The sequence below is a fragment of the Methylocystis silviterrae genome (genome assembly GCF_013350005.1).
In the GTDB taxonomy this organism is placed as follows: Bacteria; Pseudomonadota; Alphaproteobacteria; order Rhizobiales; family Beijerinckiaceae; genus Methylocystis; species Methylocystis silviterrae.
The window spans coordinates 14,487-27,028 of sequence record NZ_JABVWW010000028.1; the positions used below are offsets into that span (position 1 = coordinate 14,487).

Consider the following 12,542-nt stretch of genomic DNA (forward strand, 5'->3'; position numbering starts at 1 on the left):
AAATTCCTTCGGACCTGGAGACAGACATGACCAGCGGCGGCTCCCGCGACCGAGTGATCGATGCGACGCTTCGGCTCGCCACGTGGCGAGAGTTCAGCGACGTGACGCTCACCGATATCGCCCATGAGGCCGGCATCTCGCTTGCCGATCTGCGCGAACTTTTCCCATCTAAGGGCGCGATCATGGGGGCGTTCTCTCGGCGCATCGACCGGGAGGTTCTCGACGCGACGCCCAAGGAAGCCTCGCACGAACCCGCGCGCGAGCGGCTCTACGATGTTTTGCGTCGCCGGCTCGATTCGCTCGAACCGCATCGTGAGGCGCTGGCGAGCGTCGGCCGCTGGGCGGCGCGCGATCCGCTCACCGCCGCGGCGCTCAACCGCGAAACGGTGAACTCGATGCGCTTCATGCTGGAGGCGGCGGACATCGACAGCGAGGGCCCGGTCGGCTCGCTCAAACTGCAGGGGTTGGCGTTGGCCTGGAGCCGCGTGCTCGAGGATTGGTTCGCAGGCGATATTCACGACGCCCTGTCGACGCTCGATCGCGAACTCACGCGCGGCGAGCGCTACGTCGATCGGGCGGAGGATCTCGCAAGACTGACGCGGCCGTTCTATTCCTTTGCGCAAAGCCTATTTGGCTGGCGGACGCGACGTGGGCGCGATTACCACGACGACGACAGCGGCTATCCCCACGCGCGCGCGTGATCGGGAAGCGCTCTAGAGCGGGAGACTGGCCGTCGCGCGCAGGCCGCCGAGCGGGCTGCGGTCGAGCGTGATGTCCCCGCCATGGCCGCGTGCGATATCGCGTGCGATGGCGAGGCCCAGACCCGAGTTTCCGTCGTTCTGGCTGCGGGATTCGTCGAGCCGGTAGAACGGCCGGAAAGCGTCTTCGCGACGCTCCAGGGGGATGCCGGGCCCGTCGTCGTCGATATGCACGGTCATCATCGCGCCGTCGTTGATCACTGAGAGTTCGATCCGAGCGCCGTAACGCTGCGCATTGCCGACGAGGTTGGCGAGCAGCCGCTTGATCGCCGCCGGTCGCGCGACGATTGTCGGATCGCCCTCAATCTTCACGGACGCCGCGAGACCGCGCTTCTCGGTGTCCGCCTTCAGTTCGTCGAGGATGGCCGCGATATCGGTGGGCGAAGACGTTTCGTCGCCGTCGCCGCGAGCAAAGGCGAGATACGCCTCGACCATGCGCTCCATCTCGTCCACATCCTTGCGCATTTCGGCGGCTTCATGCGAGTCGCGCATCAGCGCGAGCGAAAGCTTGAAACGCGTGATGATGGTTCGCAGATCGTGCGAAACGCCATTGAGCATCGTCGTGCGCTGCTCGATCGCCCTTTCGAAACGGGTTTTCATGTCGAGAAAGGCGGCGCCCGCCTGACGCACCTCGCGCGCGCCGCGCGGACTGAATGCGACATTGCGGCCTTTGCCGAACTCCTCGGCGGCGCGGGCCAGCCGCAGGATCGGCCTGATCTGATTGCGCAAGAACGAAGTGGCGATGGCGAGGATGATGACTGAGGCGATCGCCATCCACATGAAGAAAATATAGGAGTTGGAGGCGTATGCGTGCGCGCGCGTGGCGAGCATTCTCAACGTCGCGTCGTTGAGCGCGACGCGGATTTCGATCAGGCTGCCCGGAAGCGCGGTGTTGATCCAGAAGGGCTCCTTAAGTCGGCGCGAGAGCTCCTTCGTGAGCGCCTTGTCGAGCAGCGAGAACAAGGACGACTTTGGCGCCGGCCCAGGCAAGTCCTGCTTGGGGAGAACCGCAACCTCCATATTGAGATCGAAGGCGGCGATGCGGCGCAGTTGCGCGTGATCCGGCTCGTCCGGGAACGTCTGATAAACATCGACGAGCGCCGCCACTTGCCGGGCCATCCCGGCGGAAAGACGGTAGGTCACGACCTCCCAATGCCGCTCCATGAAGACATAGGCCACGGCGGACTGGAGGAGCACGACCGGCAGGATCACGATCAGCAGCGCGCGGGCGTAAAGCCCTTTCGGCATGCGGTCATGCAGCCAGTTGGCGAAGCGCCGCCACAGATTGCGGGGCGCGGCGAGAACTTCCGGTAAGACGGCGGTCATCGTGACGACTCTATCATTTCAGCGGTTGGCGCAGCGGGTCGACGAGCAGACGGTAGCCATGGCCGCGCACCGTCTGAAGATAGCGCGGGGCATTCGGGTCGGTCTCGATCTTGCGCCGCAATCGGGCGATCTCGACATCGACGCTGCGCTCGCTTGCGCTTCGTGCGGGGTCACGGTGCGCCAAAGATTGGCGCGAAACAATGGCGCCGTCGCTTTCGGCCAGCGCCCGCAACAGATCGCGCTCGCGCGTCGTGAGTCGGACCGGCGCGCCGTCGTGCAGCAATTCGCCGCGCGACGGATCGAAGACGAAATCGCCAAAGCGCTTTGGTCCCGCTGGTTCTGTGGGACGCGTGCGGCGCAATATGCTCGCGATGCGCAGCGACAGTTCCCGCGGATCGAAAGGCTTGGCGAGATAGTCGTCCACGCCGGCTTCAAGCCCTTCGACGCGGTCCGCCGTCTCGGTAAGCGCCGTCAGCATCAGGATGGGCGCGGAGCGCAACGGCTCCGCGCTCTTGCGCAGCCGCGTCGCGAAGGCCGTGCCGCTTTCGCCAGGCATCATGACATCCAGAACGATAAGATCGAAGGCGATGTCGCGCATTCTGACGCTCGCCTCCCTCGTGTCGGCTGCAGCGCTGACGAAATAGCCTTCGTTCATCAGATAGCGCGACAGCAAGGTGCGAATGCGCTGATCGTCGTCAACGACGAGGATATGCGCCGCTTTCGCGTTCGGCGCGGCGCGTTGCGGAAAGACCGTCATGTCGCGGCGCCGGCTGCCTTCGCGCATGCGAGATGCGCTCGAACGCGTTCACGCTCGCCGACGTCGATCATCGCGAACAGGAATTTTGAGGCGGCGCCGCGCGCCGCAGGCGGGAGCTCGTCCATGACTTTCCGGAAACGCGCTGATTGCAGCGCCGCCAGATCGCGCGCGAGCGTCGCACCCTCGGGGGTCGGATAGAGAAGGCGCTGGCGGCGGTCTACGACGCCGGCGCGCGCCTCGACGAAGCCCGCCTCAAGAAGTTGTTTCAGCACGCGGTTGAGGCTCTGCTTGGTGATTTTCAATATATCCAGCAGCGCGGCGATGGTGAGGCCAGGGCGACGGTTGACGAAATGGAGCACGCGGTGATGCGCCCGTCCGAACCCATAGTTCTCGAGCAGCCGGTCGGCGTCTCCCACGAAATCACGGTAGGCGAAAAAAAATAATTCCACGAGCTCGAGAGCGTCGCCGTCGCCCGTGGCGGCCGCCGCTTCTACGGCCGCATTCCGCCAAGCGGCGACGCTGGGCGGCTCGGAGATTTTTCTCGCTACGAGTTCATCCACGCTATTTATTGCCTGACGTTTTGGCGCGCGCTATTTACGTCAACTATATTGACATAAATCTGACCGATAGCTAGTGCTGACCAAGCGTCGCAGCGCCTTGTTTGGCCTCTCGATCGCGTCTTCCCGGAGTTCGCCATGTCGCTTCCGCCCTTCGATCAGCGCGACGGATTCATTTGGTACAATGGTGCGCTCGTTCCGTGGCGCGAAGCGAAGCTTCACGTTCTCTCGCATGGGCTGCATTACGCGTCTTGCGTCTTCGAAGGCGAACGCGCCTACGGCGGAACGATCTTCAAATCGCGCGAACATTCCGAGCGGTTTCATACGTCCGCGCGGATCCTCGATTTCGAGATTCCTTACAGCGTCGAAGAGATCGACGCCGCAAAGCATGAGACCGTAAAGGCCAACGGCCTCTCGAACTGCTATGTGCGTCCGGTTGCTTGGCGCGGCAGCGAAATGATGGCGGTCGCGGCGCAGAATTCGACGATCAACGTCGCAATCGCCGTTTGGGATTGGCCGAGCATGTTTGATGTCGAGACCAAGATGAAAGGCATCAAGCTCGACATCGCCGAATATCGGCGGCCCGATCCGCTGACGGCGCCCTCGATGGCGAAGGCCGCAGGTCTTTATATGATTTGCACCATTTCGAAGCACCGCGCGGAGCGGCGCGGCTTTGCCGACGCGCTCATGTACGATTGGCTCGGCCGAGTCGCCGAATGCACCGGCGCCAACGTCTTTTTTGTTCAGGACGGCGCGCTGCATACGCCGATTGCCGATTGTTTCCTTGACGGCATCACCCGGCGCACGGTGATCGACCTCGCGAAGAGACGCGGCGTTGACGTCGTCGAGCGCCGGATCATGCCTGAGGAACTGGCGTCGTTTTCGGAGTGCCTGATCTGCGGCACCGGCGCGGAAGTGACGCCCGTTTCCGAGGTCGGCGTCTATCGCTTCACGCCAGGCGAGCTTTCGCGCGCGCTGATCGAAGACTATTCGCGCGAGGTGGAGAAGCAGCCTTCGCCGGCGGCTTGAGCGCGACTCTGAGCGCGCCCCTCGCTGGAGCGTCGAGGTATGAGCGTCAGCCGCTCATTCGCGCTTTGATCGCGTGTTCCGCCAGAGTCTTGCCGAGCGACCAGACGGCGGAAGGCGCCTTGTGCGCGTCCGCGATGACGGCGTCGAAGGATTGCTCGATCCATTCGCAATCTTCATCGGAAATCGTGAGCGGCGGCAGCAGCTTGATCGTGTGATTGCCGTGTCCGGCCACTTGCGTCAGCACTTTATGATCCCGAAACAGCGGGATGGAGATGAGCTGGCAGAACAGGCCTGAATTCACCGTCTCCAGGAGATTCCAAGCTGCCTTCAGTTTGAACGACTTCGGCGGCCCAAATTCGATTCCGATCATGAGGCCCTTGCCGCGCACGTCGGCGACAAGCTCGTAGCCGCCGGCCATCCGTTGGAACGATGCGAGCAGACGGTCGCCCGTCTTGGCCGCATTCTCGATCACCCGCTCGTTCTTCAGCACGTCCAGCGTCGCGATGCCGGCCGCCATAGCAAGATCGTTCTTGCTGAAGGTCGAGCCGTGCACGACGGCGCGATCCATGCGGTCGAAGACCTTATCGAAAATCCATTTGCGCGTGAGCACCGCGCCGACCGGCACATGGCCGCCGGAAAGCGCCTTTGCGACAACGATCATATCGGGTTCGACGCCCGGGAAGTGATCAATCGCGAAGAACCGGCCCGTCCGGCCCACTCCCGTCTGAATTTCGTCGGCGACGAACAGCGTTCCGTATTTGCGGCAGAGCGCCTGCGCGTCGAGAAGATAGCCCTCTTGCGGAATGTTGACGCCCTTGCCCTGGATCGGCTCGACGAAGAAGGCGGCGACGTCGCGCCCCGCCAGAGCGCGTTCGAGCGCGTCGAGATCATCGAACGGCACCTCGCGCGCGTCCGGCAGCAGCGGTCCGAAGCCCTTCTTGAAAATTTCGTCGCCGTTCATCGACAGCGAACCATAGGTCAGGCCGTGAAAGGAATGCGCGCAGTGCAGGATCCCGGCGCGACCCGTCGCGGCGCGCGCGAACTTGATCGCCGCTTCAACCGCCTCGGCGCCCGAATTGGCGAAAAAGACCTTTTCCAGCCAAGGCGCATAGCCGAGCAACTTTTCCGCGAGAACGCCGGCCAGAACTGAAACGTCAAGTTGCACGAGATTGGCGAGTTCGCCGTCGAGCACGCTCACGAGCGCGTCGCGCACCGCCGGATGGTTGCGTCCGAGCGCGAAGACTCCCCAGCCGCTGAGGAGATCGAGATAGCGGTCGCCCTTGCGGTCCCACAGATAAGGCCCAACGCCCCGGGTGAAGCCAACGTCGTAGCCGATCGTCTTGAGAACGCGCACCCACATTTCATTGAGGTGTTTTGTATGCAGCGAAAAGCGATCGCTCTCGCGGGCCGCCACAAGCGCGGCGAGGTCATAGCGAGAGTCAATTCGCGCAGAACCGCTGTGAGTAGCGTGAACGCTCGTGGGCGCGCTCGCTGGCGCGGTCGACGAATGGGTCATTGGCGGCGCTCCAACCGAGGAAAAGGCGGGCGGGCGACAGGGCGCGCGACGCTCGCCGGGTTCCGATTGCGCGCCCGGGGCGCGTTTGTCAAATCCCCGTCGATGTGGCGCAGGGGCCACAGGTTCAAAGATTTTGGGCGTCTCGCCCGATTTTATCCGCGACAGAATCCGCGTTTATTGCGCAATATCGCTGCGCGCGTCGTCGCGCACGCACGCATGTTTCAGTTTCAGCGACAAAGGCTTCGCCAATTCGCGCGGCGACGGAGCGCGTATCCACAGACATTCGCTAGTGTACAAAAATTGCCGGTTGGATGGCGCGCCGCGGGTGTTATCTTGTTAAAAGTGATTCATGAGCGACGCGGGGTGATTCGCGCTTCAGGATAATCGCCAGCGCGCGCCAGTCGAATGCTCTGGATCAGCATGGGGAGTTGGTCGGTGAGCGCTAAAGTGACTTTTCAGGATGATTTGACGGCGAGCGCGACAGAATCCGACGAGACCGGTCTCGAATTGGTCGAAGTCGCGGGACGGATTAAATGGTTCGATGTCGCCAAGGGCTACGGTTTCGTGGTGCCCGACGACGGCTCCGACGATATTCTCCTGCATGTCACCATTCTCCGCCGCAGCGGTATGCAAACGGCCTTTGAAGGCGCGCGCGTCGTCTGCGAGGCGCAGAAGCGCGTCAAGGGCATGCAGGTGTTTCGCGTCATAGCGATGGACGAAACGACCGCGGTGCATCCGTCACAATCATGCGCCGGGCGCACCCACGTCCAAATTGTCCCGACAAGCGGCTATGAGATCGCCATCGTCAAATGGTTCAACCGCATGAAGGGATTCGGCTTCCTGACGCGCGGCGAAGGCACCGAAGACATTTTTCTGCACATGGAGACGGTGCGGCGCTACGGCATGACCGAACTTAAGCCAGGCGATAGCGTCCTCGTGCGTTACGGCGGCGGTCCAAAGGGTCTGATGGCGGCCGAAGTGCGGCCGCTCGACGCCAAAAGCGTTCCGTCGCACTGAAGACATCGATGCTGCGCAAGGCTCTTTGGAGCCCATCCGAATGAGAGCGGCGCAAATCCTCCGCACAATGATCCTGTCGCTCTTGCTGGCGCTGGTCGCGTCGACAGTCGCGCGGGCCGAGCCTGCGGTTGAAATCATGCGAATCGTGACGGCGACGGGGGAGCATGACTTCAAAGTCGAAGTTGTGGACACGCCCAAGGCGCGCGCCCGCGGCCTCATGTTCCGCAAGTCGATGCCCGCCGATCACGGCATGCTGTTCGAATTCAAGGCCGAGGGGCCTGTTTCGATGTGGATGAGAAATACTTACATTCCGCTCGACATGGTTTTCATCGGGCGCGACGGGCGGGTGGTGGGCGTGGCCGCCGACACGGAGCCGATGTCGGAACGAATCATAACGTCGCCTCAGCCAGCTTATGCGGTGCTGGAGCTGAACGCCGGCGCCGCGCGGAAAATGTCGCTTGCGCCCGGAGACCAGGTGCGGCACCGCATGTTCAAGCGATAGTCGCATTCCCTTGTGAGGGGCGGCCGTGCGTGGTAGCGAATTTCGAGCGAGGGCAGGGCCGCCATAGGCGCGGCTTGGTCCGGCGGGGTATAGCGCAGCCTGGTAGCGCGGAAGTTTTGGGTACTTCAGGTCGCAGGTTCGAATCCTGCTGCCCCGACCAGCGCGAAGACCGCCGCGCGCCGCTCTCATGACGCGTCTACGAGCGCAGCCAACGACGAGGCCATATGACCGCACGCATCTATCTTCCGGCGCCGAGCGCCACTCAATCCGGTCCGGGATCGGACATGTGGCGGCTTGACTTCGAGCCGGAGCTTCCGCGCAGCATCGAGCCGCTCATGGGCTGGACGAGTTCGGCTGACATGCATCAGCAGGTCAGGCTCAATTTTTCCACCAAGGAGGAGGCGATCGCCTACGCCGAGCGCAATGGGCTCCCCTATCGGCTCGAGGAGCCCAAGCCTAATCTGGCGGCGCGGCGCGGCGCATCCTATTCAGATAATTTCAAGACCAGCCGCATCGGTCTCTGGACGCATTGAGGCTGTTTCGGCCCCGTAGCTCAGCCGGATAGAGCAACTGCCTTCTAAGCAGTAGGTCGCAGGTTCGAATCCTGCCGGGGTCGCCATATATGACTACCCTGTCGGGCGTTGCTGGCGCCGCGTTGGCCGAACTGATATGGTCCGCGGCGAAAGCTGCGCCGTCGACGGCTCCGTAGCTCAGCTGGATAGAGCAACTGCCTTCGAAGCAGTAGGTCGCAGGTTCGAATCCTGCCGGGGTCGCCAGTCGAAGTTTAGTAGACGGGGACGGCGCATGCGGCTCAACCGCCAGGGTGCGACAGGGATCGCCGGCGCTCTGGCTTTCGCCTTGGCGTTCATCTCACCCATCGACACTTTGGCTCAAGGCGATTTTTTCGATTTCCTCTTCGGGCCCGATCAACCGCCGGCGTTCTCGTCCCACCGCTCCTGGCGGGTGATGCGTGCGCGCCCGCGACAACCGAAGCGCGCGCCAAAGACTTCAATTCATTACGCCAACCCCGAACCCGTAGGCGCTTCCGACACGGACTCGATGTCCGGCGGCGGCTACTGCGTGCGCGCCTGCGACGGCTATTATTTTCCCCTCGTCAAATTATCGCGAATTTCCGGCCAGCAATCCTGCGAATTTGCGTGTCCGTCAGCGCGCGTGCAGCTCTATCAGGGCGCAAGCATCGAGCAGGCGCGCAACGCCAAAGGGCAGCTCTATTCAGCGCTTCCGGCGGCGTTCAGCTTTCGCGACAAGCTGACGGCAAGATGCGCGTGCAACGATCCGGCCGCATCTCACGACTATTACCTTGCGCTGTCCCGCCGGGATCCGACATTGCAAACCGGCGATATCGTCGTCGGCGAGAAGGGCGCTTTCATTTACAGCCGCTCAAGCCTTGTGAGCGTCAGTCATGCCTCGCGCCAGATCAGGGCAAGGCTACGAGGTGTGTTGTCGCGCAACATCGCGCCGGACGCGGCGCGCGCCTCCCACCAAGGCGCCGTCGCGTTGAACAAAACGCAGCGACCGCCAAAATAGTCGCGGCGGCGGCGTCTCCGGCGCTTTACACTCGAAGCCGCGCCGGCTATGTGCCGCGAGCTCGTTTATGACGGTTTTGTGACGGTTCCCGGGAGGCGAGAGCGCCATGCTGTCTTGGTTTCAGGCGCTCATGCCGAGAGAGGAGCGTTTCTTCGATCTTTTCGAGCGGCATGCGGAGACGCTCGTCGCCGGATCCCACGCCTTGCGCGAGTTGCTAAACGGGGGCGACCGCGTGCTCGTCTGCAGCCAAGAAATCCGTCGTCAGGAGCATGAGGCCGACGCCATCGTCCGCGAGGCCCATCTGGCGGTTCGCCGCACGTTCATCACGCCGTTCGATCGCAGCGACATCCGTGACCTGGTCACCGCGATGGACGACGCGATCGACCAAATGCATCAAACGGCGAAGGCGACGCTACTCTACGAGACGCGAGATTTCGAACCCGGCATGCGTCGCATGGGCGATATTATCGTCCAATCGGCGGAGCTCACGCGCAGCGCCATACCCTTGTTGCGCTTGATGCGTCAGAATGCCGGCAGGCTCAACGCTTTCAGCGAAGAGATCACCCGCATTGAGGACGAGGCCGACGCCATTCACGATCAGGGCTTGAAGGAGCTGTTTCTGGCGCACCGCCACAAAGACCCGATGGCGTTCATCGTCGGCGCGGAAATCTACGGCCATCTCGAAAGAGTCGTCGACGGCTTCGAGGACGTCGCCGACCGCGTCGCCGGCATCGTCATCGAGCATACCTAGGGACGACGCTTGCAGAACTTTTCATCGTATCTGATTGGGCTTATCGCGGTCGCTCTGATCTTCGATTTCCTGAACGGTCTGCACGACGCCGCCAATTCCATCGCGACGATCGTCTCGACCCGCGTTCTACGTCCGCAATTCGCCGTGGCCTGGGCCGCTTTCTTCAACTTCATCGCCTTCCTGTTTTTTGGGCTTCACGTGGCGCAAACTGTGGGCGCTGGCATCGTCTCGCCCGATATCGTGGATGATTTCGTGGTGTTCGGCGCGCTGATGGGGGCGATCGTCTGGAATTTGATCACATGGGGAGTGGGCATTCCGTCCTCGAGTTCGCACGCCCTCGTCGGGGGTCTCGTGGGCGCCGGCGTGGCCAAGGTCGGCGCGTCCGCGATCGTCTGGAACGGGCTGCTCAAGACCAGCGTCGCGATCGTATTGTCGCCGGCGCTCGGGTTCGTCCTGGCGCTGGCGCTGATCCTGCTCGTGTCCTGGATCTTCGTGCGGCGGACGCCGGGCGGCGTCGATGCGCTGTTTCGCATCCTGCAATTCGCCTCAGCTTCCCTTTATTCGCTGGGCCATGGCGGCAATGACGCGCAGAAAACCATGGGGGTGATCGCGGTGCTCCTCTATTCGCACGGAGCGCTCGGCGGCGAGTTCCACGTGCCCTTTTGGGTTGTCATCGCCTGTCAGGCGGCCATGGGCCTTGGAACCTTGTTCGGCGGATGGCGGATCGTGCGCACAATGGGATCCAAGATCACTCGCTTGACGCCGGTGCAAGGGTTCTGCGCCGAGACGGGGGGCGCTATCACTCTGTTTCTCGCGACGGCGCTGGGCGTTCCAGTGTCGACGACGCATACGATCACCGGCGCGATCATTGGCGTAGGCGCGTCGAGGCGAGTGGCGGCGGTCCGCTGGAATGTCGCGAAGGACATCGTTGTCGCCTGGGTCATCACCATGCCGATGGCCGCCTTTTTCGCCGCGACCTTCTACGCGCTTGCGAGGTTCGCGGCATGAAGCCGGCCAAAGCGAAGAAGAAGCGCGTCGGCGCGGGCTCCGTCGTTCGTACGCAATACGCGGCTTTACCGTGGCGAATCAATAGTGGGCGCCTGGAGGTCATGCTGGTCACCTCCCGCGACACAAAGCGCTGGGTGATACCGAAGGGCTGGCCGATGAAAGGCCGCAAACCACATATCGTCGCGGCGATCGAAGCGGTGCAGGAGGCCGGCCTCATCGGCAAGATGGACAAAGCGAAGCTCGGCGATTTCCGCTATGAAAAACGCCTCGACAGCGGCGCGACCGTCGACTGCTGCGTCGAGGTGTTTTCTCTGCGCGTGCAAAGGCAACGCAAGAAATGGCGGGAGAAGAAGCAGCGCGCCACTCGATGGTTCGAGTGCGTCGGCGCCGCCGGACTCGTCGAGGAGCCAGAACTACGCGACCTGATGCTGGGCTTTTGCAGAGGGCTGCCGCAGCAAAAATCATAGGGCGAATGTCCGAGTCGTTCGATGGCGTCACGAATCGGCGTCGCCGGTCTGATGTAACGCTCCGGCCGATGACAGGGGCATGCAGGCGTATTGAAGACGTTTCGTCCGATCGATCTCCGGAAATCCCTCGTCGTCGCCGATTCGTGCGGCGTATCTTGCGGCATGTCTCGCCAGTGGGCGGCCGCACCGCTCCGGGCAGGCGCTGCCGCATCCAGCTTCGGCAGCGCTTTCGGCGCCTCGGCGATCGGCGTCACGAATCCTGAGCGAAGGGACGAGCAGTTTGCAATTCCTACGGCAGGCTTCGTCCGAGGCGCCGCCGTCCGTCGCCGCGACATTTGTCGCTTCCATGGACCCCTTGCCGGTCTCCTGAACGAAAATCCGCGAGAGATCCCGCGGATCGAATTTGACCGCCACGCGTTCGCGCCCTTCTCGATGCAGCCGAGCGAGTCCCGGCGACCAGAATGTTTCTCCAAGCACGCTGACGCCGCTTGAACTGAGGGCGCAGAGGGCGTCAGGCAGAAGGGACAGTCGAAAGCGCATGCAATCTTGCGGCGCGCGCAGCGGCGCCGCCGCTTCGGCCTCCCGCCAGCCGTCGAGCGGCGTGCGTCCCGTGTCCTTGTGCGCACGATGATGATAATCATTGACGAGGCCGTCGCCGACGGCGAATTCCACCTCGCGAATGTCGCGCGCCAGCGCGCGTCGCAGATGACGCGGCGCTCTCGGCGTCCAGCTGACTCCATTGGCCTTGGCGACGGCGACTTTGCCGAACCGGCCGCCGAACATATGCGTGGCGCGCACGCCAAAAACGCTTGAACTGATCGACTCGGACGCCGTCGCGATTCCCTGATCGCGCCAGGCGCGCGCCAATTGGCGAAAACCGAAAATGCTTTGCGGGTCGACGGCGATGGTTTCGGGGAGCCCGGCGGCGGGCCAATCGCCAGTGAGCCCGTGCTGCTTCATCCAGCGCGCCTTGTCGCAAACGGCGTGCAGCAGACACAGGCTGAGCGAGACGCGCGACGGCGGGGCCAGCGAAAGGTGAAAGCCGGCAATCATGCGCGTATTGGCGTCGATCGCCAAAGTCAGCCACGGATAGCCTGTTTCGCCCGTCCGCTCGTCGACGACATAATCTTCGATCTTTACGTGATCGAAGAAAACGATCTGCAGCGGCCGTTCCGGAATGTCGCTCAACCGCATTTGAGCCAAGTCCCGTGAGCCATGCGCCAATCAGTTGGACGCCTCCAAAAACCTCTGGCCAAATCGGGGTTGAGTTGATTCACTTGGTCATGTCGCAAGGGGATCGCGGCCA

General features: G+C 62.8%; 14 protein-coding genes and 3 tRNA genes. 12 read left to right on the plus strand and 5 right to left on the minus strand.

What is annotated here, in order from left to right; genetic code table 11:
* Nucleotides 1–26 precede the first annotated feature (26 nt).
* Nucleotides 27–701 (plus strand): TetR/AcrR family transcriptional regulator, encoded by a 675-nt coding sequence (locus HUN39_RS17605; RefSeq protein ID WP_175095745.1) that lies wholly within the window; start codon nucleotides 27–29, stop codon nucleotides 699–701.
* Between the two features lie 12 nt (nucleotides 702–713).
* Here the strand turns inward: HUN39_RS17605 and HUN39_RS17610 are convergent, their stop codons facing one another.
* From HUN39_RS17610 to HUN39_RS17620, 3 genes are read right to left on the minus strand one after another with little or no spacing between them, the layout of a single operon-like run.
* Complete coding sequence (locus tag HUN39_RS17610; protein WP_175095746.1) at nucleotides 714–2,084, minus strand: ATP-binding protein; 1,371 nt, start codon at nucleotides 2,082–2,084, stop codon at nucleotides 714–716.
* A gap of 13 nt (nucleotides 2,085–2,097) precedes the next feature.
* Entirely contained in the window at nucleotides 2,098–2,868 is a 771-nt protein-coding gene (locus tag HUN39_RS17615) for a response regulator (protein WP_232366191.1), read from the minus strand.
* Nucleotides 2,838–3,401: a MarR family winged helix-turn-helix transcriptional regulator gene (locus HUN39_RS17620; RefSeq protein WP_175095747.1), complete on the minus strand. Its 564-nt coding sequence runs from the start codon at nucleotides 3,399–3,401 to the stop codon at nucleotides 2,838–2,840. Before HUN39_RS17620 ends, HUN39_RS17615 begins: the two co-directional genes overlap by 31 nt.
* 135 nt (nucleotides 3,402–3,536) lie before the next feature.
* Between HUN39_RS17620 and HUN39_RS17625 the strand changes: the two genes are divergently transcribed.
* Nucleotides 3,537–4,427, plus strand: a complete 891-nt coding sequence (locus HUN39_RS17625; RefSeq protein ID WP_175095748.1) for a branched-chain amino acid aminotransferase — start codon at nucleotides 3,537–3,539, stop codon at nucleotides 4,425–4,427.
* A gap of 46 nt (nucleotides 4,428–4,473) precedes the next feature.
* Here HUN39_RS17625 and HUN39_RS17630 read toward each other — a convergent pair whose 3' ends face one another.
* Nucleotides 4,474–5,943 (minus strand): aspartate aminotransferase family protein, encoded by a 1,470-nt coding sequence (locus tag HUN39_RS17630; protein WP_210267044.1) that lies wholly within the window; start codon nucleotides 5,941–5,943, stop codon nucleotides 4,474–4,476.
* A gap of 405 nt (nucleotides 5,944–6,348) precedes the next feature.
* On the opposite strand from HUN39_RS17630, the gene HUN39_RS17635 reads away from it, so the two are divergent.
* The 10 genes from HUN39_RS17635 to HUN39_RS17680 all read left to right on the plus strand — a co-directional run bounded on the left by HUN39_RS17635 (nucleotide 6,349) and on the right by HUN39_RS17680 (nucleotide 11,236).
* A complete protein-coding gene (locus HUN39_RS17635) occupies nucleotides 6,349–6,960 on the plus strand; it encodes a cold-shock protein (protein WP_232366192.1) in 612 nt (203 codons plus the stop codon).
* A 40-nt stretch (nucleotides 6,961–7,000) separates the two neighbouring features.
* Nucleotides 7,001–7,462 carry a DUF192 domain-containing protein gene (locus tag HUN39_RS17640; protein ID WP_232366193.1) on the plus strand — a complete coding sequence of 154 codons (462 nt, stop codon included), beginning with the start codon at nucleotides 7,001–7,003 and terminating at the stop codon, nucleotides 7,460–7,462.
* Between the two features lie 83 nt (nucleotides 7,463–7,545).
* Nucleotides 7,546–7,622 (plus strand) — tRNA-Pro (locus HUN39_RS17645).
* A 64-nt stretch (nucleotides 7,623–7,686) separates the two neighbouring features.
* A complete protein-coding gene (locus HUN39_RS17650; RefSeq protein WP_175095749.1) occupies nucleotides 7,687–7,995 on the plus strand; it encodes an ETC complex I subunit in 309 nt (102 codons plus the stop codon).
* 9 nt (nucleotides 7,996–8,004) lie between these two features.
* Nucleotides 8,005–8,081: transfer RNA gene (locus tag HUN39_RS17655), tRNA-Arg, on the plus strand.
* 80 nt (nucleotides 8,082–8,161) lie between these two features.
* Nucleotides 8,162–8,238: transfer RNA gene (locus tag HUN39_RS17660), tRNA-Arg, on the plus strand.
* Between the two features lie 28 nt (nucleotides 8,239–8,266).
* Nucleotides 8,267–9,010 carry a DUF2865 domain-containing protein gene (locus tag HUN39_RS17665; protein WP_175095750.1) on the plus strand — a complete coding sequence of 248 codons (744 nt, stop codon included), beginning with the start codon at nucleotides 8,267–8,269 and terminating at the stop codon, nucleotides 9,008–9,010.
* 106 nt (nucleotides 9,011–9,116) lie between these two features.
* Entirely contained in the window at nucleotides 9,117–9,761 is a 645-nt protein-coding gene (locus HUN39_RS17670) for a DUF47 domain-containing protein (protein WP_175095751.1), read from the plus strand.
* A gap of 9 nt (nucleotides 9,762–9,770) precedes the next feature.
* The gene (locus HUN39_RS17675) at nucleotides 9,771–10,769 is read left to right on the plus strand and encodes an inorganic phosphate transporter (RefSeq protein WP_175095752.1); all 999 of its coding nucleotides are present in this window, start codon (nucleotides 9,771–9,773) and stop codon (nucleotides 10,767–10,769) included.
* Nucleotides 10,766–11,236 carry an NUDIX hydrolase gene (locus HUN39_RS17680; protein ID WP_175095753.1) on the plus strand — a complete coding sequence of 157 codons (471 nt, stop codon included), beginning with the start codon at nucleotides 10,766–10,768 and terminating at the stop codon, nucleotides 11,234–11,236. The genes HUN39_RS17675 and HUN39_RS17680 overlap by 4 nt, the downstream gene beginning before the upstream one ends.
* Nucleotides 11,237–11,263: 27 nt before the next feature.
* Here the strand turns inward: HUN39_RS17680 and HUN39_RS17685 are convergent, their stop codons facing one another.
* Nucleotides 11,264–12,430: a Mu transposase C-terminal domain-containing protein gene (locus HUN39_RS17685; RefSeq protein ID WP_175095754.1), complete on the minus strand. Its 1,167-nt coding sequence runs from the start codon at nucleotides 12,428–12,430 to the stop codon at nucleotides 11,264–11,266.
* Nucleotides 12,431–12,542: the final 112 nt, after the last annotated feature.

Excerpts from the sequence above, each read along its gene's own strand:
- HUN39_RS17685 (WP_175095754.1), bottom strand. The coding sequence starts at position 12,430 with ATGCGGTTGAGCGACATTCCGGAACGGCCGCTGCAGATCGTTTTCTTC.
- HUN39_RS17650 (WP_175095749.1), top strand. The coding sequence starts at position 7,687 with ATGACCGCACGCATCTATCTTCCGGCGCCGAGCGCCACTCAATCCGGT.
- HUN39_RS17630 (WP_210267044.1), bottom strand. The coding sequence starts at position 5,943 with ATGACCCATTCGTCGACCGCGCCAGCGAGCGCGCCCACGAGCGTTCAC.
- HUN39_RS17680 (WP_175095753.1), top strand. The coding sequence starts at position 10,766 with ATGAAGCCGGCCAAAGCGAAGAAGAAGCGCGTCGGCGCGGGCTCCGTC.
- HUN39_RS17605 (WP_175095745.1), top strand. The coding sequence starts at position 27 with ATGACCAGCGGCGGCTCCCGCGACCGAGTGATCGATGCGACGCTTCGG.
- HUN39_RS17625 (WP_175095748.1), top strand. The coding sequence starts at position 3,537 with ATGTCGCTTCCGCCCTTCGATCAGCGCGACGGATTCATTTGGTACAAT.
- HUN39_RS17640 (WP_232366193.1), top strand. The coding sequence starts at position 7,001 with ATGAGAGCGGCGCAAATCCTCCGCACAATGATCCTGTCGCTCTTGCTG.
- HUN39_RS17615 (WP_232366191.1), bottom strand. The coding sequence starts at position 2,868 with ATGCGCGAAGGCAGCCGGCGCCGCGACATGACGGTCTTTCCGCAACGC.
- HUN39_RS17670 (WP_175095751.1), top strand. The coding sequence starts at position 9,117 with ATGCTGTCTTGGTTTCAGGCGCTCATGCCGAGAGAGGAGCGTTTCTTC.
- HUN39_RS17665 (WP_175095750.1), top strand. The coding sequence starts at position 8,267 with ATGCGGCTCAACCGCCAGGGTGCGACAGGGATCGCCGGCGCTCTGGCT.
- HUN39_RS17635 (WP_232366192.1), top strand. The coding sequence starts at position 6,349 with ATGCTCTGGATCAGCATGGGGAGTTGGTCGGTGAGCGCTAAAGTGACT.
- HUN39_RS17610 (WP_175095746.1), bottom strand. The coding sequence starts at position 2,084 with ATGACCGCCGTCTTACCGGAAGTTCTCGCCGCGCCCCGCAATCTGTGG.